Source organism: Lactiplantibacillus sp. 3062 (assembly GCF_055413545.1).
Map to the genome: position 1 here is coordinate 71,977 of NZ_JBVAYE010000010.1, position 20,567 is coordinate 92,543.

Sequence of the window (20,567 nt, forward strand, 5' to 3'; positions counted from 1 at the left end):
GGGGGTATTGATGTGAATGACGCAGCGGTTTGGGTTCCAGTTCCAGCAATGTTTTACTGGGGCTGGTTAGTACCACTCATATTTGGAACCATTTTTGGTTGGCGTTATCATCGCGATAAGGTTCGCCTAGGTAACGGTATTTGGTTTTCGCTATTTTTCTATTCGTTTTTAACCATGCTGGCGATTACAATTTTAGGTAGCAATATCCACTGGTTGATCATTATCAGTGGGACGTTGTTTGTGTTGCTGATCCTGTTGATTGGGCTGATTTTTACCTTACAAGCCTTCTTGCTCTTATGGAATGCGTGGATCATGTGGCGTCATGAGAGTCATACGTTGGCGAATATGCTGACCTTGTACTTGGGACTGGCCATTCTGATTTTGCCATTTTTAGGCAATCTGTTGAGTAGTCATGTGCCGCAGCCCGTGAGTTATTTTTTGACGGTATTTCCGAATCTGGTCATTTTTTACCTTGGTTTTTGGTTTTATAACTATCTGACGATGCTGACGATTTATCAATTCAATTGGCCCCGTCTGCGACAAGATTATATTATTGTGCTTGGGGCTGGCTTGTTAGATGGAGACCGTGTCTCGCCATTGCTAGGGCAACGAATCATGCGTGGACTGCGCTTTTATCAGAAGCAACAACGCAAGACGCATCATCGGGCCGTGATGATTTTCTCAGGTGGTCAGGGTGGTGATGAAACGGTTCCGGAAGGCCAAGCCATGCTGGAATACGCCATTGCGCATGGCCTTCCTGCAACGGATGGCTGGGCGGAGACGCAATCGAAGACGACCTTGCAAAATATGCAGTTTAGTAAGCAATTGATTGCACAGGGCCCTGTTAAAAATCCACGCACGATTTTTGTTACAAATAATTACCATACCTTTAGAGCCGGGATGTTTGCCAAGCAAGCAGGTCTAAAAGCGGATGGTATTGGTGCGCGGACGGCGCGATTCTTCTTACCGGATGCGATCATTCGTGAGTATATTGCGATATTTGTCCGAAATAAATGGTGGCACGCGGTGGCGATGCTTGGTATCTTGATTGTGTCGCTATTATTGACGTGGTTTGATGTCTATCAAGCATCGTTATAGCGATTACTAAGGCTGAATCAGTAATTAAAATATTCCAAGTCAGGTGTACGCTGGCTTGGAATATTTTTTTGGCTGGAATGTTAAAAATGAAGTTATCGAAATGGCAGTATACTTCCATTTCAAGCCGAAAAACAGAAAAATGGCAGTATACTGCCATTTTTTAATGGTGGACTAAATGTTTTAAGGGCAACCGTTTTTAGTGAATTCATTTTGAAAAACCAATTTGTCTTGACAATTACTTGAAAGGTCGTTATATTAATTATGGAAACGATTCCAAATAGGGGGGTGAGCCTAAATGACAACGATTAGTGAAATAGCAGCTGAGGCTGGTGTAGGTGTTGGGACTGTTTCGCGGTATTTAAACCATCGGCCTAGTGTTTCAGTTGCTAAGAAGAAACAGATTCAGGCAGCGATTGAAAAACTGGATTACACCCCGAATGCCATTGCGAGTCAGCTACGCGCGCAGAGCACTAATACGATTGGTGTACTGGTATCAAGAATCTCTAACCCCTTCTTTGCACAGTTATTTGATGCATTGGAACGGGAGTTAAACGGATACGGGTTTCAAGTGATGGTAATGCAGACTCATGATGATGCGTTGGCAGAACAACACTTTCTGGATAAACTCAAGCAGCAACAAGTGGATGGCGTCATTCTGGCATCCATTGAAAATCAACAACTAGTGGCACAATTGTCGGCGACGTATGCTAATCAGATGGTGCTGTTGAATGAAGAAGCTACTGATATTGGTATTCCAATGATCAGTTTAAATCATTATCAGGCAACTAAAGATGCTTTGGCATACTTATATCATCAAGGTCATCGGCGAATTGCCTATGCCACGGGTGGTGATTTTCCCAGTACGCATCATGGACGTTCGCGGACGCAAGCCTATTTAGATTTTTGTGAAGAGCAGCAGTTAGTTGTAAACAATAACTGGGTTTTCGCACAACAACATACGATTGCGGATGGACAAGCGTTGGGGAAGCAATTAGCGTCCTTAAACCCTAGTGATCGCCCGACAGCGGTGTTTACCAATTCTGATGAGGTGGCCGTTGGGGTAATTGATGAGTTACAGCAACAACATTTTCGCGTACCAGATGATATGGCCGTGATGGGGTATGACGATCAACCATTTGCGGCGGTGGCCCAAGTTCCATTAACAACGGTTCGACAACCGGTCGCGGCAATGGCTCAATTGGCGGTCGATCAGTTATTACATCACTTGGGCCGGTTACAACGACCTGAGTTAACGATTGATCTAAGCTTAGACTTAATCAAAAGAAAAAGTGCTTAAGCCTTTTTCTTTTGATTAAAGTGGAATCGATTCCAAATATAGGAGTAGTAATTATGCAAAAAAATTGGTGGCAAAAAGAAGTTTTTTATCAAATTTATCCGGCATCATTTAAAGATGCTAATAACGATGGCATTGGGGATTTGCGTGGAATCATCCAAATGTTACCCCGGTTGAAACAGCTGGGAATTACGACTATCTGGTTATCTCCAATATATCAATCACCCATGGTTGATAACGGTTACGATATTTCTGATTACCAAGCTATTGATTCTCGGTTTGGAACGATGGCTGATTTTGATGAGTTGATGGAAGTAACTAAACGATTAGGATTAAAAGTCATTTTAGATTTGGTTATCAATCATACCTCTGATCAGCACGTGTGGTTCCAATCTGCAATTAAATCGCCGACGAGTCCGTATCGTGATTTTTATATTATTCGGCGTGGGGCACACGGCAATCCGCCTAATAATTGGCGATCAAACTTTGGTAAAGGCTCGTCATGGACGTTATTGCCAGGAAGTCAGGATGAGTATTATCACCATGTCTTTTCTAAACAACAACCGGACCTAAATTGGGAAAATCCGGCTCTAAGGAAACGAATCTATCAAATGATTAATTGGTGGTTGGCAAAAGGGGTTGCGGGTTTTCGGATCGATGCAATAACATTCATAAAAAAAGATCAAGATTTTGCCAGCATTAGTCCTGATGGTGTTGATGGGTTAGGTAAAGTCAAACGTAAAGCTGAAAATCGACCTGGTATTGAAAAGTTCTTAGCTGAATTGAACACGGCTACTTTTAAACCAGCTAACGCGGTGACGGTTGGAGAGGCTTCGGGGGTTAGTTATGACCAACTTGGACAATTTATTGGTAAAAAAGGTTACTTCTCGATGATTTTTGACTTTCATTACGCAGATATTGATATTGCATCCGGATCAGAGTGGTATCGACGAGTTAAGTGGACACCGACGGACTTACGGCGCGCAATTTTTAAAAGCCAACTGGCGATTCAAAATGTCGGCTGGGGAGCTAACTTTTTTGAAAATCACGATCAGCCGCGGAGTATTGATAAATATATTCAGACACCAGCTTATCGGAATGAAATTGGTGCCAAAGCACTAGCCTTACTTTATTTTAACTTGCGCGGTTGTCCATTTATTTATCAAGGACAAGAGCTGGGGGTGACAAATGCACGGCGTGACTCAATTACCATGTTTAACGACTTGAGCAGTCACGATAACTATGATCGTGCTATTGAAGAGGGATATTCAGCAAGCGAGGCGCTTGCCTTTGTAAATGCTCGTTCCCGGGATAATGCGCGATTACCATATCCATGGGATGATTCCGTCAATCAAGGCTTTAATCAGGGTGCCAAGCCATGGATTACACCAAAACAGTCACATGATAGGGTAAACTGGCAAAGCGAACAATTAGATTCAAATTCAGTTTGGCATTTTTATCAGTCATTGATTAAGTTACGGCAAATATCAAATTTAAGTCAGGATTTAATAGTCGGTGATTTTAGGCCAATTACTTGTGATTGTGACCAAGTGATTGCTTATCAACGTGGTCGAAGGGTACAGGTGTATGTTAACTTAAGCGCAAAACGGTTATTCCTAACGTTACCTAATGGCCGACCTCGATTAAATAATTACGCACATTATCGACTCAATACGTTGGAACCATATCAAGCCATTCTTTTTGAGGTGAATTCAAATGAGTAAAAACTATCAGGTACTTGCGAAAAAAATTATTGATATTGTTGGTGTTGACAATGTTGAATCGGTTACTCATTGTCAGACACGGTTGCGGTTTGTTGTTAAAGATCCTAAGCAGATTGATAAAGCAGCACTTGAAGACTTAGATGAGGTTAAGGGGGTCTTTTTCGGTTCAGGACAGTATCAGGTCATTATTGGTACAGGTGTTGTTAACGATGTGTATGACGCAATTGAAAAGTTACATTTAGTTAATGCAATTTATAGTCAGGAAACAACGACTACGCCGACTCCTGATGATCAGAAGTCACCATTGCAACGATTCATGGCAATGCTTTCGGGAATCTTTATTCCAATTATTCCGGTGATTGCAGCTACTGGACTTTTCTTGGGATTACAAAGTGCTTTGACTAACAATCAGGTTTTACAGTTGTTTGGAACTTCATCTGCCGCGATTCCGGCAAGTCTTAATACAGTAATTTCAGTTTTAACGGGGACTGTTTTTTCATTTCTGCCAGCTTTAATTGTTTGGTCCACATTTCGCTATTTTAAAGGTACACCAATTGTCGGTATTGTGATTGGACTAATGCTCGTTTCCCCTTCACTGCCTAACGCGTATTCAGTTGCGGGTGGTACAGCGAAAGCGATTATGCTTTTTGACAAGATTCCAGTTATCGGTAGTCAAGGATCCGTATTAACAGCGTTAGTTGCTGGTTTTCTTGGAAGTAAACTGGAGCATTACTTTCATAAACACGTCCCTAACGTTCTCGACCAAATTTTAACGCCCTTTTTAACGATGTTAGTTACTTTTGGTATTATGATTTTAGGGGTTGGCCCGGTTGTACACTGGATTGAAAATGTGATGATTAGTGGTGTTGAAGGGTTGATTAACTTACCATTTGGAATTGGTGGTTTTTTGATTGGAGCCGCTTATCCGTTAATGGTGCTAGTTGGTATTCATCAGATGATGATTGCCATCGAAACGTCACTATTAGCAGCTACCAAGCTCAATCCGTTAATTACTTTAGAAGCCATGTATGGCTTTGCTAATCTGGGGGTAGCTTTGGCGATGATTTTACGAGCAAAGTCACAAAAGGCTAAGGCTAATTTTATTGGCGCATTTTCCTCGCAACTATTTGGTGTTTCAGAACCAACCTTGTTCGGGGTCTTGATTCGCTATAATTTCAAGCCGTTGGTTGTAACCGTTTTAACCAGTGGGATAGGTGCTGGCGTACTGAGTGTTATGAGTGTGGCAGCAAATTCATATGGTCTAGCCGTTGTTCCCTCTTATCTGATGTATATTTACAATGCTCGTGATTTGCTGATTTATACGGTCGTCTCGTTATTGACGGTAGCAGTGGCTTTTATTGCCACTAATATGTTTGCGATTCCTAAGGACATATTAAAATCTGATCAAGTACAACCAAAGATTGTAGATGATACGATATTTTCACCAGTTTCTGGTAAAAGTATTGCCTTGAGTACGGTTAACGATCCGGTCTTTGCATCTAAGATGATGGGGGACGGCATTGCAATTAAGCCACAGGAACAGGGGCCGGTAAAAGTCTATGCGCCACAAAGTGGTCAGATGAGTGTTGTAGCCGATACAGGACATGCCTATGGGTTAACAACCAATAATGGAGTTGAGTTGTTGATTCACATCGGTATTGATACGGTGTCATTAAAAGGGCAAGGCTTTAAAGTTGTCGTTAAACCGGGGCAAACTGTTCAAAAGGGTGATCTCTTAGGTGAGTTTGACGCAACGGTGTTAAAAGCTGCTAACTTAGATGACACGGTCATGGTGATTGTGACAAATAGTAAAAATTATCAACGGATAGAATCAGAACCTAATCAGTCTATTCAGTCGGGAGCAGCACTGCTGGCGATTCAAGGGCGTCCGGAAATGACGACTGCAACAGCATCCTAAACGTAAGTACGATAAAACCGCGATTTGCCATGAGCAAGTCGCGGTTTTATTTTGAAAATTTGAGTAAGTGCAGTACTAGCATGGACTAGTTAGCACTAACCGTAATATCACCATTGCTGGTCGTCAGTCGGTATTGCACGGCTGCCGATTGGTTGACCTGGTAATCACCGCCATCGGACTGGAGATGATTGAAAATATGCAAGTCCCCATCGCTAGTGCTAGCTTTAATACCGGTTGTCCGTGGCGCGGTTATTCGAATATCACCGTCACTGGCTGTAGCGGATAAACTTTCAGTGATGCGATTATTATTGAGCATAATATCACCTTCGCTACTTGTTAGCTTAAGGGCTTTGAACTGATTATTGGTTAGATGGATGTCGCTATCAGCGGTTATAATTTTTGAAGCAGTCTTGGTAAAATGACTGTCGGTGATGCTGATATCTGGATCGCTATTGATTTGTAGACTAGGCGCCGAGACACGAGTTAACCGTAAATTATCGCCGGTCAACGTCAGCGACTGATTGACTTTGACATCCGTTAAATTAATATCGCTATCCGTACTAAGACTTTTCAATTGGTCGACGGTAACTTTTTGCAACGAAACGTTACCACTTTGACTAGCTTTGGCGGTTATTTGATGAATAGTAGTTCCTTTAGGCACCGTAATTATTGTCGTGTCAGCAAATTGTCCGACGTTATCGAACATGAAGCCAACGGTTTTGGCGTTGTGTGTCGTTGAAGTAACAGTGACGTGACCATTGTTGATCGTAACAGTTGGTAAGGCGCGCGTGGCGGTAACCGTGATATTAGCAGCTGTGCCTTGCTTAATAGTAATATTGTTGGCCGTTGCAATCGTGATATCTTTTAGCTGACTGACGTGGTAGCGCCGAGTCTTATGGCGAACAATGTGAAAACCCTGGTCCCAATAGACGCTTTGAATACCGTTATTGGCAATTCCAAACATGATTAGAAGCAGTCCAACAACTAATAAAATAATGCCAACTCTAATTGTCTTTCGCATGGTGGTGACCTCCTCGTTCCGCCCGATTTTTCTTAACAAATCGGTGGTATAGGTTTTGTACGATTTTTGCAATTCCTTGCAGAATAACGCTAATAAGCCAGATAAATAGTGGTAAAACTAATAGCTCGGCACCAATAATAGCAAGACCGCTACCTAGGTAGAATAGTGCGACCCATAGCGACTGGCCGAAGATACCGATGCCGGCTGTTAGCATGGCAAATGCGAGGATGGTCACGCCAATTAAGATGGCACCCGCTGCAATCACGAATGCAAAGACGGTAACGGCCAAGGCAAAGAAGACCGCTAAAATAACTATTAATGCGGGAATTGTGATCGGTGTTGATAATAAAGCAAGCACAATTAGCCAAATCGTGCGTACGGTTGCTTGAGATTTTTGCCGTTTAGAAGTATTGGCGTTGAGATTTTCGTTAAAACGAATCGAATAATCGGCTAACACTTTCCGAGCCAATTGTTTAGGCGTTCCCAGTTCTGCAACGCAATCATCATAATTGGCGATTGCCGCGTCTAGCAAGTATTCGCGATAAAATTCAACGACCTCGTCGCGTTCATCATCGGTAAGTTGAACGAGTAACGCGTTAAATTTAGATAAGTAGTCGTTCATGATTCATCCTCCCCCTGAAGTAAGTGGTTAATGGCCAAATAATAGGTTTGCCACTCTTGTTGAATCGCACTCAATTGTGTCAGGCCGGCGCTCGTAATCTGATAATAGCGTCGGTTGCGGCCTTGATAGGCCTGATCGTAAGTCGTGACCCAGTCATTTTTCTTGAGTCGTCGAAGCACTGGGTAGAGCGTCGATTCGGACACCGAGATGGCGGCTTGCAAGCGCTGCGTTAGCGCGTAACCATAGTAATCTTGGCCTTTAAGGCAGGCTAAAACGCACCCGTCCAATAACTCGGAACTAATTTGAATGGCCATTGCTATCCCTCCTGCTATATTATACGTCGTATAGTATTGCTCAATGAGTAGTATACAGTGAAGTGAAACTAACTGTCAAACTTAAATATTAAAATAATGATAAAAGGCAAACTACTTTTAGCCACTAGTAAACGCAAAACGTGCTTGCTAACGGTGACTGAAATAGGCCCGTACTAAAGCTTAAAATCATGATGCTCAGCGAATACCAGCTGTCCGGTACGCAAGGGTGATACTATACTGATCTGATAAGGCCTAGAAAAATGACTGATTTCGATATATAATCATTATATTGAAATATTAATACAGTTAATTGTCATGGCTGAGTTAATTATTATCGATAATATTATGACGGAGGGCAATTATGGAAACGGACATGAAGAATTGTGTGGTTTGTGGTGAACGAATTCCCCAAAGTGCCCAGTATTGTGGAAAATGTGGCAGTGGACAACCGACAGTTGCTGAGGATAAGCGTAAAGACGCGGAAACGACGACTTTAAAGCAGCCGCATCATCAAAAAAAGAGCTTACGGACGTGGTGGTTTTGGTTGCCACCAGTTATCTGTGCGCTAGTCATTGTCTTTGAGATTGGATTTAATTTGTATCAGGCTCGGGAAGCTAATACGCTTGCAGCCAATATTCAATCAGAAATCAGAACGAATAAAGCTGAATATGGCAAGGTTAAAGTGAGTTGGAATGGTGGTGCCATGCGTGTGCGAATATCAAAGCAAGCGCCAGTTATTGAAAGTGTCGATCAAGGCAAGACCGCTTCGTGGCAGTCACTAGCCAAGACACTGCAAAGCCGCTCTGAAAAAATCGCGAAGAATCACAATCAAAAATATTCACATATTGAGGTTTTGTCGCCTAAGAACACCAAATATATGTGGTTGGAAGTCAATCATGGCAAGATGAAATTCAATATTGCAAATCAGTTGAATTAGCTGACCGGGTTCACGACATAAGCAATGGTGTAAATGGTCCCGGATGGTTTTTAGAAACACAATGAGTGATAAAAGATGGTCGCTGAAAGACGCCGACACACACAAAAAGCCCGGTTTTCCGGGCTTTTTGTGACTATCAACTGGACGTTATCAAATAGATTGCGATGGCTATTGGTTTGTGACGTTACCACCAAAGTATTTATTAGACAGTTTCTTTAAGGTGCCATCTTGACGGAGTTCTTGAATCGCTTTAGACAGTTGTTTTTGGAGTGAGGCGTGCTTTTTAGTGACAATTGCGCCAATCTTTTGTGTTTTGATTTCTGAACCACCACTAATGAATTTCAAGCTGGCCTTTGGATTCTGCTTGAGGTAAGCATAGAATGCTTCCCGTGAGTTGATTGTTCCGGCGACGCGACCTTGGTTTACGAGGTCGATCGATTGTTGAAAGCCATCGGTCGGTGTGACGGTCGCACCTAAACGTTTAGCATCGGTCGCGTTATTACTAGTCGTTGTTTGGGCAACTTTCTTGCCTTTGATATCCGTGATCTTGTTAATTGAGGACCCCTTCTTGACCGCTAATTCGGATTTAGAGTAGATATAAGGCGTAGAGAAGAGGTATTTTTGTTTACGTTGCGCAGTTTCAGCGATATCGTTGATGACCACGTCGTATTTATCGACATCCAGGCCAGCAATCAAGGAGTCGAATTTCGTTGGGACGAACTTTGCCTTGAGACCGAGCTTTTTAGCGACGGATTTACCAAGGTCGACTTCAAAACCAGTCAACTTACCGTCTTTGCGATAGCTATAAGGCTGGAAGGTGCCTTCTAGCCCGATCGTCAACGTGCCGCTCTTTTGCAATTTGAGCTGACTACTTGTGCTAGAAGTGCTGCTTTTAGATGAGCTAGAATTACCGCATGCCGTCAAGGTGACTGTTAGTGCGAGTCCTAAAATTGTTAAACTTACTGCTTTGAGCCATTTTTTCATATCGATTACCCCCGTAGAGCTATATTTTTTGACAAAAAAAGTCGTCCTTTATCGAAAAAGGACGACTGCTGATCGTGGTACCACCTTAGTTTCCAAGCGCGTGCACAACGCTTGGCTCAATGAGCTAATTCACTCAGTACGCTAACGGGTACGACGCGTTACTGGCTTGCTAATGCTCACCAATACCATTTAGAGACCATCTTCGTATCACTGTCCGACCGTTTTACACCAACCAACGGCTCGCTTTGCGTGGCAATCACACTACTCATCTCATCACAATGTTTAGATATTGAGGCTAGTCTACAAGATTAAATAACAATTGTCAAATCAAAATCACATTTTATATTAATCTAAATGCCATTTGTTGTGAATGCGCCAGATCGATAGTTGACGTGAGACGCTAGGGGGTGCTAAAAAACGTGCATCTGACTGGGATTTTCCAGTTAGATGCACGTTAACTCAAATGAACGCTATTGGTTTGCTTTGTCTGAAATCGTGGTGAACGTCATCGCGGCTAAGAAGTCGGCAATTCGTTGCGTTGGCTGCTTAAAGAATTCAGCGGGTGTCCCGTCGAACAGGATTTTGCCATCTTCAACAAATAGGATCTTATCCGCAACTGCGCGGGCAAATTCCATGTTGTGAGTGACGATAATCATGGAGTCTTCTTCCTGAGCGAGGGCTAGTAGAACGCGGAGCACACCAGCTTCGAGTTCGGGGTCTAGCGCACTAGTTGGCTCATCTAACAAGATGAATTCGGGATCCATCGCTAACGAGCGCGCAATCGCGACCCGTTGTTGTTGCCCACCGGATAATTGTTCGGGGTAGGCGTCGGCCTTATCTTGCAAGCCGACCCGGGCCAACAATTCTAGCGCGGACTTTTTAGCCGTCGCGGAATCCTTTTTTAAGACTTGCACGGGGCCTTCCATGACATTTTTAACAACGCTGAGATGGGGAAACAGATTATAACCTTGAAAGACCATCCCAGTTTTGCGTCGAATATTGAGAATTGTTTTATTAGTCAACGGCTTAGTAAAGTCGATAGTTTCGTCATTGAAGTGGTATAAACCTTGTTCGGGCCGTTCAAGCAAATTTAGTGACCGCAGTAAGGTTGATTTACCAGAACCCGAGGGGCCAACGATGACGGTCGTCTGGTGTTCTTTAAATTCAGTATTGATATCGGTTAACGCCTGGTGATTGCCAAACGTCTTATTTAAGTGTTCTAATTTGATCATTCGACAACCTCCTAATTAAGTGGCCGTAAGTAACGTGACGTCCGCTTTTCCAAGTAGCCTTGTAGCCAGCTGAGAATCGTACATAGAATTGCGTATAGGGCAGCAACCAGGGAGTACATCACAAGTGGTTGATAATTTTGAGCAGCAATTTGTTGGCTGACTTCGAACATTTCAATAATCGTGATTGAAGCGGCCAAGGAGGTGTCCTTGACTAAGCTAATAAAACTATTGGATAGTGGCGGTAGTGAGACTCGCGCAGCTTGCGGCAAAATAATTCGTTTGAGTACTTGTGACTTGGTCATGCCAATCGAGTAGGCCGCTTCCCACTGACCTTGAGGAATGGAAAGAATGGCTGCTCGAATCGTTTCCGCACAGTAAGCCCCGGTGTTCAGTGAAAAAGTGGCAATCCCAGCAGTCCAGGGGTCGAGCTGGACCCCATTTGGAAAGAACCCTTTGATTTTAAGGTAGGGAAGCCCGAAATAGACGATAAAGAGTTGTACCAGCAGTGGGGTACTCCGAAAGAGCCAGACGTAGAAGTTAGCGATGGCTTTCAGAATTAAAAACCAACCACGACGAGTCGAAATCTTGACGAGGGCCGTGAAAATCGCAAGTATCAAACCGAGAATAAATGAAATAATGGCAATCGGAATGGTATATTTTAAACCCGCTGCAGCAATTTGCGGCGTTGATGTGACAATGATGTGCCAGATTGAATCCATAGGGAGCCTCCTGTAACAAATTAGAATTTGGTGCTATGTATCCCGCCATAATAGCGGGCAATGGTACGTTACTTATCAGTAACGTTACCACCAAAATACTTATTGGACAATTTCTTTAACGTGCCGTCCTTACGTAATTCTTGGATTGCTTTCGAGATTTGTTTTTGCATCTTAGGGTGGTGCTTAGTGACGATGGCCCCGATTTTTTGTGAGGCAATGTGATCGCCGGAATCAATCAGCTTAATGTTAGCCTTCGGATTCTGCTTGAAGTAAGCATAGAAGGATTCACGAGAATTAATAGTCCCAGCGACGCGGCCTTGTGAGACGAGGTCGATCGACTGTTGGAAACTATCGGTTGGGGTGATGGTTGCACCTAAACGTTTAGCATCCGTTGCGTTATTGCTAGTCGTTGTTTCGGCAACTTTCTTACCCTTAATATCGGTAATCTTACTAATCGATGAGTTCTTCTTGACGGCTAATTGTGATTTAGAATAAATGTAAGGGGTCGAGAAGAGATACTTCTTCTTTCGGGCCGCCGTTTCGGACATGTTATTCATGACAACGTCGAATTTGTTTGTGTCTAAACCAGCTACTAACGAATCGAACTTCGTTGGTACAAATTTAGCTTTTAGTCCCATCTTCTTGGCAACGGCTTTCCCGAGGTCAACTTCGAAACCAGTTAATTTACCGTCTTTACGGTAGCTATATGGTTGAAAAGTGCCTTCTAAGCCAATCGTCAACGTCCCCGATTTTTGCAATCCGAGGTCGTTAGACTTTGAACTGCTGCTAGTGTTACTACCACAGGCGGTCAATGTAACTGCTAAACCTAACCCAAGCACTGCAACGCTTAATTTTTTAACCCATGACTTCATGATTCACACTCCTAGAAATTTTTCACAACACTCCTAGTTTATCCGAAAATGAAGCTGTTAACAAAAAATAAGCATTGAGTGTCGCAAACGGACCAATGCTTATTTCATAATCGGCTAGTATAGCGTTAGTGTAGCGAATCAGAGAAGTACTGTCAAACCCTTTTTTATCAGTAAAAGCGACGCAAGCGCGGGTGCTCAAACTGATACAGTATAAATGGTCGTAAAGCGTACGGCTTATTTGATGTGGATCCTGATATAAAAAGTGCTAATATTCAGGAGCACGACCACTCATTACAGCTGACAGATGTAATCAAAAAATGCGACTAATCGCAATTATTACGGTTAGTCGCATGATGAGTGGGTCAAGTTAGAATTGGGGTGCGAACGATGCTGCTGGAACAATTACTGGTGCCGGTTGTAAGATGTGGCCAAGGCGTTTAATTCCCAGCGTAATTGTTTCGACGTTGAGACTAGTGAAATTCAACCGGAACCCGTTTTTAACCTTGCGACTTGCGAATTGGCAAGCGGATGGCACATAGGCAACGTGTGCTTGCGGTAAAACAACGTCATTGAGCAAGGTTTTAGCATCAATTCCTTCTGGCAAGGTTACCCAGATGAAGAAGCCCCCATTAGGACGGGTGTAGTGGACATTTTGCGGGAAGTATTGATCGAGTGCGGCTAACATCGCGTCACGTTTAATCCGGTATGAAGTACTAATAGTTGCAACGTGATCGTCGATGTCGTGTTGATCTAGGTAGCTGTTGATAGCAGCCAGTGTTACATTTGGCGATTGAACATCGATTGCGGATTTCAGTCCGACCAATGCGTGCATGATTGCGTCGTCAGCAACAATCCAGCCTGTTCGCAAGGCCGGGGAGAGAATCTTTGAGAAACTTGAGATAAAGATGACGCGGCCTTCAGTATCGTAGTGTTTGATAGCCGGAATGTTTTGACCACTATAACGGAGGTCCCGGTACGGGCTGTCTTCCAAAATAATGGCGTCGTACTGATTGGCAAGGGCAACGAGTGCTTGACGACGTTTGGCACTCATCGTCGTACCCGTTGGATTGTGGAAGTCAGGAATCGTGTAAATCAATTTGATCTCAGGATGAGCTTTCAAGGTTTTACGAAGTTGACGAATATTCATCCCATTATCATCAACTGGAATTTCGTAGTAAGTCGGTTCGTAAGTGTCGAAGGCGGCTAAAGCCCCCATGTAAGTCGGGCCTTCGACGACCATGGCATCTCCATGGTTCAACATGAGCTTCGCCACGAGGTCGATGGCTTGCTGACCACCTTGAGTCATCATGACATTGTCGGCACTAACTTGAACGTCAGCATGAGTCGCCATTCGATCTGCAATTTTTTGGCGTAATGCCGGCAGCCCTTGAGTTGATGAGTATTGGAAGATGCCTTGACCATCGTGTTCAATAGCATCACGATAGGCTTGCTTTAAGTCGTTGTCAGGGAATAAGTGCTGATCTGGAAAACCACCAGCGAAGGAAATGTTTTCCGGGTTTGCACTATTCTTGAAGACCTCATCTAGGTCGGAAGTGTCATTGTTTAACACGCGATTTGCAAATAATTTTTTCATAATAATTTTCCCCCACTCAGTTTTTTGTACTTAAACTGTTTTCTTTGATTATCAATATGATAAAATAAAACTTGTAATTAGTAAAACTCAACTTTTTCAATAATAAGTGAAATAAATTCACCTAAGAGAGGTAAATCATTATGGCAAACTTCGCATATGAAGTCTTTTCAACGGTCGTTGCCCAACACACATTCTATCAAGCGGCCGCTACGCTTAACGTTACGCCAAGTGCGGTCAGTCATTCGATCAATCAGTTGGAAAAAGAACTGGGTTTTCCACTATTCATCCGTAACCGTTCAGGCGTTGAACTTACTAGTGATGGGCGGCAGGTTTTACCCTATGTTCAAGAGATTCTGAATACGGAAAGTAACTTGCGACAAGTTGCCGATAATATTCAAGGATTGCACTCTGGATCGGTACGGATCGGCGGTTTCAGTAGTGTCTGTATCAACTGGTTACCCCGAATTATTCGCGAATTTAATCATAAATATCCTGATATTAAGATTTCAGTCATGCAAGGTAACTTTAATGAAATAACCAACTGGGCCAAGATCGGTACTATCGATATTGGGTTTACGTCGATGCCAGTCAATGAGAACTTATTAGTGCATTCACTGATCAATGATCCAATCTATTGTGTGACGCCCGCTGATTTTATCCCAGAAAATGGTGAATTCATTACGACTGATGACGTTGCGGATAAGAACTTTATTCTACAACAAAGCGATTATGACCGGGACACCAAGCTAGCACTGGACCACTACCACGTTACTAATAACTTTTTACGATTCTCGATTGATGATCAATCTATTATTTCAATGGTAGAATCCGGTTTAGGCATGGGCATTTTGCCTCAGCTAGCACTACGGAAGCTAACTGGAGATGTTAACACGTTTTCCTTTGCCGAACCCTATAATCGTGAGATTGCCTTAGTTGCCAACAAAACCCAGGCGACCGCTCCTTCAACGGCTATCATGATTCGTGCCATTAAACAGTTTTTGACCAAGGAGTATCCGGATCAGATGTTATGGCAGTAGCAAAGTTAGGCAGAGCGTTGGCGTAGCCAGCACAGACTTCAGTGGCATTGAGCATGTTTCGGGAAGCCACTCGAAAGGTAGATGAACGACCGCCTAACTGGTGCAATTAGTCGTTAAATTATTATTTACTACTAAGAACTTTGAACAAATGTTAATGGGACATCAACTGTTTTGAATACCTCAGTATAAAGATCATGGAACAGTCGTAATTCTATTATCAGACTGACAGTTATATGGCAAAGTCGCTGTCGCTAAAATAGCCACGGCCAATTCATCAGAAACGGAATACGCACATGTCCGCCATTCGAACGCTATCCCGACTGGAAGGCGTTGTAGGACGCGCTCAACCAGGCAGGGTTGGCACTAACTTAAACTTTTTTCAGCGGACTTAAGCTGGCTGCTTTTAACGTTAAAGGCTTACTACGACCAGATCGCACAATTAAAGCTAAAAATAGCCGCTTTTCCAGTAGACCAAGTTGGTTGTCAGGAAAGGTGGCTATTAATCTTTTAGATATGTTTTAGATAAGCACTCTGAGCAAAAATGATGGCTAGGTCGATTGGACGGGTGAAATCAGTTTATAAACGTTTGAATCGTATTACCGATTTGATGGTTGTTGAGTAAGCCGGATTGGGTGCGCCATGAGCGCAACACTTTTTGTTGATAGACCTTTACCACTGGCTTGAAGATAGATTGACCAGCCAGGGCACTTTGCAGTGGTAGGGGTTGGTCAGCTTTGATGGCTTTTCCAGCGACAATCAATACCTGCATCTTGGAATCAATGGTATGGCGGTGTGCAATCAATTTAGCTAGTGTGGCCGTTTGCGACTTGGCGGCAACCGGCGTCGTTTGGCGACGATTGTTACTTTGGCGGCTGGTGCCGTTAAATGGGGTGGCCATCAGTACAAGGTGTTGTGGTGATAAGCTTGTTGTTGTGTGTTCGACATAGTTAGTGGCAGTGAGACCGCCACGACCGTAACTGACAAGGTTAAACCGGCGAAATTCAAACTGCTGGCGGGCGGCGGTTAGGAGTTGCTTTAATAAATGCGTTTGTCGGTTTGAATCAAGGTTCTTGGGCAGTTGCACTTGTATGTAGGGGCGGTTGTCACTGTTGAGCAATTGTCCTTTAAATGTCACGGTCCCCGTCGCTGTAATTTTGGCGGTGACCAGTGTCTGAGTGGCGCTACTGTTTTGAATATGGGCAGTTAATTGCTGAATCTGATTGTGAGTTAAGTGGTCATCTAGTAAGAGCACCATTGGAATACGTTCAGTAGAAGTCACTGTTATGGTGGTGACCGGTTTTGACTTGTGGACTTGTTGTTGCCAAAGCATGGTACCACCGATCATTGCTAGCAGAACTACTAGCCAGGTAGCGCCTGTCAATACTTGTTTTGTCGTTGCTTTCATATTTCCCGTTACTCCATATCTCCAAATAAACTGCACTTTTAATGTAAGCCACTCACAGTCAACTTGCAACTGTTTATACACACTTTTAGATAGCAAAAGTCCCGACCAAGTAAATTTGGTCGGGACTCCTTAAAGGTATCAGTCATGTGCTCCGAATAGGGCAGAGACTGATGCTTTAAGATTACATATGGTACTCAAAAAGCATCACCCCCTTTCATTAATTGTCCGTAGTTTAGTCCCATTTAATGGTCAGGTCAACTAATTAGTTCGCAAACGGACTAAACGCGGTATAATAGAATTCCTTGGCAGGGGCACTCCGCGGTTGCGGGGTACTTAACGACTGAATTTTCAGTTGTCATCAAGTCAGTTCATCATTGGTTTATTATTCAAAATGGGAGCTGATAGAAAAAGTTCGATTCAATGACGAATCGAACTTTTTTGATCAGAAAGCATGAATTACGTGTAAATTTTAATACGAGAAAATAGACTGGAGTTCTTACTGGTTTGATTGATTATGCAACCAAGCGTGTGATTGCCAAAGGATACTAACCAGTAGAAGCAAAAGGCCAATTAACGAAATTATAGCGCCCAATCGTAATCCGGGTGTATGATATTGTAATTTGACTTTATGCTGACCAGCGGGAATTTTTGCACCAACGAAACCTGTATTAACAACTTGAGTCTTAGTTGGTTTGTCATCAACTGTTAAGTGCCAACCAGTTGAATATGGAATCGAGGTAGTTAATACGCTGGCAGTTTGTGCTTGAGTGCGACCCGTAATGGTGTTGTTAGTTACCTTTTGTTGTTTAAGGCCGTGCTTTTGAATGGCCTTGATTTGACGCTGGTAGCGCCCCTTAAATCCAACTGCCATTAATTTTACATGATGGATTTTTAGTTCAGGCACTTGACTAAAACGAACGGTCACGATTCTTCGTAAATGACTTGAATAGCCTAAATTTAAAATAACACGTTTTCGAATCGAATAATTCGAAAGATTAGTTGGTGATTGTTGTGAAAAGTTGTTACTTCGATAAGCGGTTGATGCGGATAAATAGTAACCGCTGAGTTGCCAATCAGTATGAAGTGCCTGGCGAAACTGTTGAATCTTAGCTAATGTTGTATTGGGGCGATTAGCAAATACGGCATTAGCCGCATTATTTTGCAAAAATTGATTCAACGTAGGTTTGACCATTGTCATACCGCTAACCTCTAAATATAACTCTTTATTTTGCCACTTTTCAGGATGATCAAGAATTAAATCATAGGTCAATTGATGTCCCTGACAATCACTAACTAATTGATGTAGACCATCTTTGTTAGTGGTTTGATTGTCATTAACAATTTTTTTATTAGTAGTGACTAATTTCTGGCTTAGTCGGCTTGAAGAGTTGACTGGCCTGTCGGTAACATTCCTAACTTTAACGGTATAGGGGACAGTGGTGGCTATTTTTTGAGGTTGCACTTGTTTAACACCAGTTATTGGCTTATCAGTAATCGGCGCTTGTATCATTGCTTGCTCTTTATCAACAGCATTTAATCGTTGATATTTGGCTGCGCTAATCTGAGCGTTTTGCGTGGATACTAATGGTAAAAAGTTGTCATTAACAAAAACGATAGTTCCGGTTTTGTTAGATAATCCACCGGCCACTGGTTGATCTTTAAATATACGCACGTGCCCATCGTTGTTTTTTAAAGCATGATAGCCCACGGGAATATTTTTAGGGTCATAACGGTCTGCTAGTTCAAATATATAACGGACCCCCAGAAGGTTACGTGTTGTTGTCCGACCATCAGCTGTGCTTAGTGGTGAATTAGGATCGGCCTCTTGATTGCCAATTGACTGTGAAAATTGGCTAATACTTCTATTCTGTACTGAGAAATAGGATGCAATATCATGGGTGCCGAGCAACATTGAGATGTTTTTCTTTCCAGAAGCAGCTCCTCTAGCATAGAATCCAGGGGTTAATGTAGTTCGATAGAAATTATCATTACGCGGTAAAGCTTTTTGAGCACCATCCAAATATTTATTAATCCAACTCGTGGCACTTCCACGATATAGTTGTTGTGGATTGGCAACTCCGGAACTGGTCATAGTTGCACCAAAGCCAGTATTAATTAGATTAAGACATAGCAGAGTGAAACAGCCAATTATCAGTGTTAAGCGGCTTAAATGCATCGCACTTGACCCGATAAACCAGGTGATTAAGACGAATAGTAATATATATGATATTAGGTCGCGCGCACTAACGTTAAAAGTAAAACCATTTACGACCCAAATAATTATAATTAAGCCAACACTGGCGCCTAGAAATAGTCGGTAATCCCAACTATCAAGTTTTTTCCAGTCATCGATGAGTCGCATTGTAAGAACGCTGAACAGCAAAGTGCTTAATAATAGCCAACGATTGGAGGGCGAAGATAGAACGTTGAATGTGGCTGCAACAGCTGGAAGTAATAGGCCTACTAATAAAATAATGAGTAGACTATTTAAGTCCCATCGTTGTTTAAAATGACGTAACGAATGTAAAATAGCTAACCAAGTTAGGCTACTGATACCTAAAATGACCCAAAACGGCATCCCATCACTATTTAAAACCAAATTGGGTAGCGCAATATAATAACTTAATGGGTAGAGCGATAATCCGTTGGCAAATTGGCCACCTGTACGTGTCGAGTGCAACATGGCGAGGACGGTCGGAATAACTAACACTGCTGCACACGCTACACCGACTAAAACAGCGCTTAATAAGTGGTAAATCAATTGCCAAAATCGTGCATACGTTTTTGTTTGACGATATTGTTGCCAATAACGCCAGATTGTGTAAATAACGCTCCCGAGTGCTAATACGTAAGCAAAGTAAACGTTACTGGCAACCGTGATTGCAATTACTATTGCCAGGGGCCACCATGATTTTCCTCTGAATACTCGCTCAATTCCCCAACATAATAATGGGAAAAAGATGAGGGGTAATAAGAAGAAGGGATGATGCATGCCGATGTGAAGTGCAAAAGCAGTGAAGGTATATGTTAAAGAACCAATTAAAAGACTTAAGCGGCTAAAGTGCCATATCCTAGCAAATGTTAAAAAAGCTAGGCCCGTAGCATATAAGCGAATCAAAATCAGAAACTGATATGCAAATTCAATTTTAGTAGTTGGAAATAGAGCGACTAAGTAGTTGAATGGATCGCCGACAACGTAATACGCAAAAGTCGTCATTTGATCGGCTCCTAGGCCAAGATTCCAGGACCATCCAAATAATGATTGTGTGCCAATTCCCTTAAGCATTTTTTGGAATGCTGTTAGTATTGGCAAATGCTGTGAAATCCCATCTACTGTCCAAATCAAAGACCGTCCGTCCAGAAATAGTGGACTATAAATGATGCAAGTTAAAATAATAAAGGCTACTGTATAAGTAATCCAAACTGGTACTTTCCCCAAATGACGCATGAAATTCTCCTTTGTATATTGGCATAAAGTTTTAAAAAGATTAACTAAAAATAATTGAATGCAACCAACATAGAGATATAGTCAATCTCAATGATTCCCGGGTTGTAACAACAAAAGTCTATTATCTGCCAAGTAACTGGTGATTTTCAACTGTTATTTAATGATTTGAGGTATTTATTAACTGATAATGATTTATTAAATTGGCCCTTGATTGATACAATGACTTTGAATTACGGGTACTTGCGGTGAGAAATATAGGTAAATTGAATCATGATACTTTAATTTTACAGATTATAATGTGTTGGTTTTATTATTGCTATTAGTTTGTAACTTAACGACTTAGAGAAT

16 protein-coding genes and 1 other annotated feature are annotated in these 20,567 nt (G+C 42.4%); of the genes, 6 read left to right on the top strand and 10 right to left on the bottom strand.

The window, feature by feature from the left end:
• Window positions 1-12: 12 nt before the first annotated feature.
• The 4 genes from ACWQAU_RS12465 (at window position 13) to ACWQAU_RS12480 (ending at window position 6,034) form a co-directional block, all read left to right on the top strand.
• Window positions 13-1,098, top strand: coding sequence for a YdcF family protein (locus ACWQAU_RS12465; RefSeq protein ID WP_003643457.1), 1,086 nt, complete (start codon window positions 13-15; stop codon window positions 1,096-1,098).
• Between the two features lie 295 nt (window positions 1,099-1,393).
• Window positions 1,394-2,395 (top strand): LacI family DNA-binding transcriptional regulator, encoded by a 1,002-nt coding sequence (locus tag ACWQAU_RS12470; protein ID WP_003642450.1) that lies wholly within the window; start codon window positions 1,394-1,396, stop codon window positions 2,393-2,395.
• A gap of 53 nt (window positions 2,396-2,448) precedes the next feature.
• Entirely contained in the window at window positions 2,449-4,116 is a 1,668-nt protein-coding gene (locus tag ACWQAU_RS12475; RefSeq protein WP_003642449.1) for an alpha-glucosidase, read from the top strand.
• A complete protein-coding gene (locus ACWQAU_RS12480) occupies window positions 4,109-6,034 on the top strand; it encodes a sucrose-specific PTS transporter subunit IIBC (protein ID WP_027821679.1) in 1,926 nt (641 codons plus the stop codon). Before ACWQAU_RS12475 ends, ACWQAU_RS12480 begins: the two co-directional genes overlap by 8 nt.
• 85 nt (window positions 6,035-6,119) lie before the next feature.
• Here ACWQAU_RS12480 and ACWQAU_RS12485 read toward each other — a convergent pair whose 3' ends face one another.
• The 3 genes from ACWQAU_RS12485 to ACWQAU_RS12495 are packed head-to-tail and all read right to left on the bottom strand — an operon-like array spanning window position 6,120 to window position 7,991.
• Window positions 6,120-7,055 carry a DUF4097 domain-containing protein gene (locus tag ACWQAU_RS12485; RefSeq protein ID WP_013355966.1) on the bottom strand — a complete coding sequence of 312 codons (936 nt, stop codon included), beginning with the start codon at window positions 7,053-7,055 and terminating at the stop codon, window positions 6,120-6,122.
• Complete coding sequence (locus tag ACWQAU_RS12490) at window positions 7,039-7,677, bottom strand: DUF1700 domain-containing protein (RefSeq protein WP_003643454.1); 639 nt, start codon at window positions 7,675-7,677, stop codon at window positions 7,039-7,041. Before ACWQAU_RS12490 ends, ACWQAU_RS12485 begins: the two co-directional genes overlap by 17 nt.
• Window positions 7,674-7,991, bottom strand: a complete 318-nt coding sequence (locus tag ACWQAU_RS12495) for a PadR family transcriptional regulator (RefSeq protein WP_003643453.1) — start codon at window positions 7,989-7,991, stop codon at window positions 7,674-7,676. Before ACWQAU_RS12495 ends, ACWQAU_RS12490 begins: the two co-directional genes overlap by 4 nt.
• Before the next feature lie 361 nt (window positions 7,992-8,352).
• Here ACWQAU_RS12495 and ACWQAU_RS12500 point away from each other — a divergent pair, with 361 nt between their 5' ends.
• Window positions 8,353-8,928: a zinc ribbon domain-containing protein gene (locus ACWQAU_RS12500; RefSeq protein WP_003643452.1), complete on the top strand. Its 576-nt coding sequence runs from the start codon at window positions 8,353-8,355 to the stop codon at window positions 8,926-8,928.
• 168 nt (window positions 8,929-9,096) lie between these two features.
• Here ACWQAU_RS12500 and ACWQAU_RS12505 read toward each other — a convergent pair whose 3' ends face one another.
• The 5 genes from ACWQAU_RS12505 to ACWQAU_RS12525 form a co-directional block, all read right to left on the bottom strand.
• Entirely contained in the window at window positions 9,097-9,912 is an 816-nt protein-coding gene (locus tag ACWQAU_RS12505) for a transporter substrate-binding domain-containing protein (protein WP_027821680.1), read from the bottom strand.
• 54 nt (window positions 9,913-9,966) lie between these two features.
• Window positions 9,967-10,198 (bottom strand) — a binding site (T-box leader).
• Window positions 10,199-10,382: 184 nt separating this feature from the next.
• Window positions 10,383-11,144 (bottom strand): amino acid ABC transporter ATP-binding protein, encoded by a 762-nt coding sequence (locus ACWQAU_RS12510; protein ID WP_003642441.1) that lies wholly within the window; start codon window positions 11,142-11,144, stop codon window positions 10,383-10,385.
• A gap of 11 nt (window positions 11,145-11,155) precedes the next feature.
• The gene (locus tag ACWQAU_RS12515; RefSeq protein ID WP_079111856.1) at window positions 11,156-11,863 is read right to left on the bottom strand and encodes an amino acid ABC transporter permease; all 708 of its coding nucleotides are present in this window, start codon (window positions 11,861-11,863) and stop codon (window positions 11,156-11,158) included.
• A gap of 68 nt (window positions 11,864-11,931) precedes the next feature.
• Entirely contained in the window at window positions 11,932-12,735 is an 804-nt protein-coding gene (locus tag ACWQAU_RS12520; protein ID WP_027821682.1) for a transporter substrate-binding domain-containing protein, read from the bottom strand.
• Window positions 12,736-13,102: 367 nt separating this feature from the next.
• On the bottom strand, window positions 13,103-14,329 hold the full coding sequence (locus ACWQAU_RS12525) for an aminotransferase-like domain-containing protein (RefSeq protein ID WP_027821683.1): 1,227 nt from the start codon (window positions 14,327-14,329) through the stop codon (window positions 13,103-13,105).
• A gap of 140 nt (window positions 14,330-14,469) precedes the next feature.
• On the opposite strand from ACWQAU_RS12525, the gene ACWQAU_RS12530 reads away from it, so the two are divergent.
• Window positions 14,470-15,366 (top strand): LysR family transcriptional regulator, encoded by an 897-nt coding sequence (locus ACWQAU_RS12530; protein ID WP_003643448.1) that lies wholly within the window; start codon window positions 14,470-14,472, stop codon window positions 15,364-15,366.
• A gap of 571 nt (window positions 15,367-15,937) precedes the next feature.
• Here ACWQAU_RS12530 and ACWQAU_RS12535 read toward each other — a convergent pair.
• Together ACWQAU_RS12535 and ACWQAU_RS12540 are read right to left on the bottom strand one after the other, a co-directional pair.
• Window positions 15,938-16,771 carry an alpha/beta hydrolase gene (locus tag ACWQAU_RS12535; RefSeq protein ID WP_027821684.1) on the bottom strand — a complete coding sequence of 278 codons (834 nt, stop codon included), beginning with the start codon at window positions 16,769-16,771 and terminating at the stop codon, window positions 15,938-15,940.
• 496 nt (window positions 16,772-17,267) lie between these two features.
• A complete protein-coding gene (locus tag ACWQAU_RS12540; RefSeq protein ID WP_027821685.1) occupies window positions 17,268-20,219 on the bottom strand; it encodes a YfhO family protein in 2,952 nt (983 codons plus the stop codon).
• Window positions 20,220-20,567: the final 348 nt, after the last annotated feature.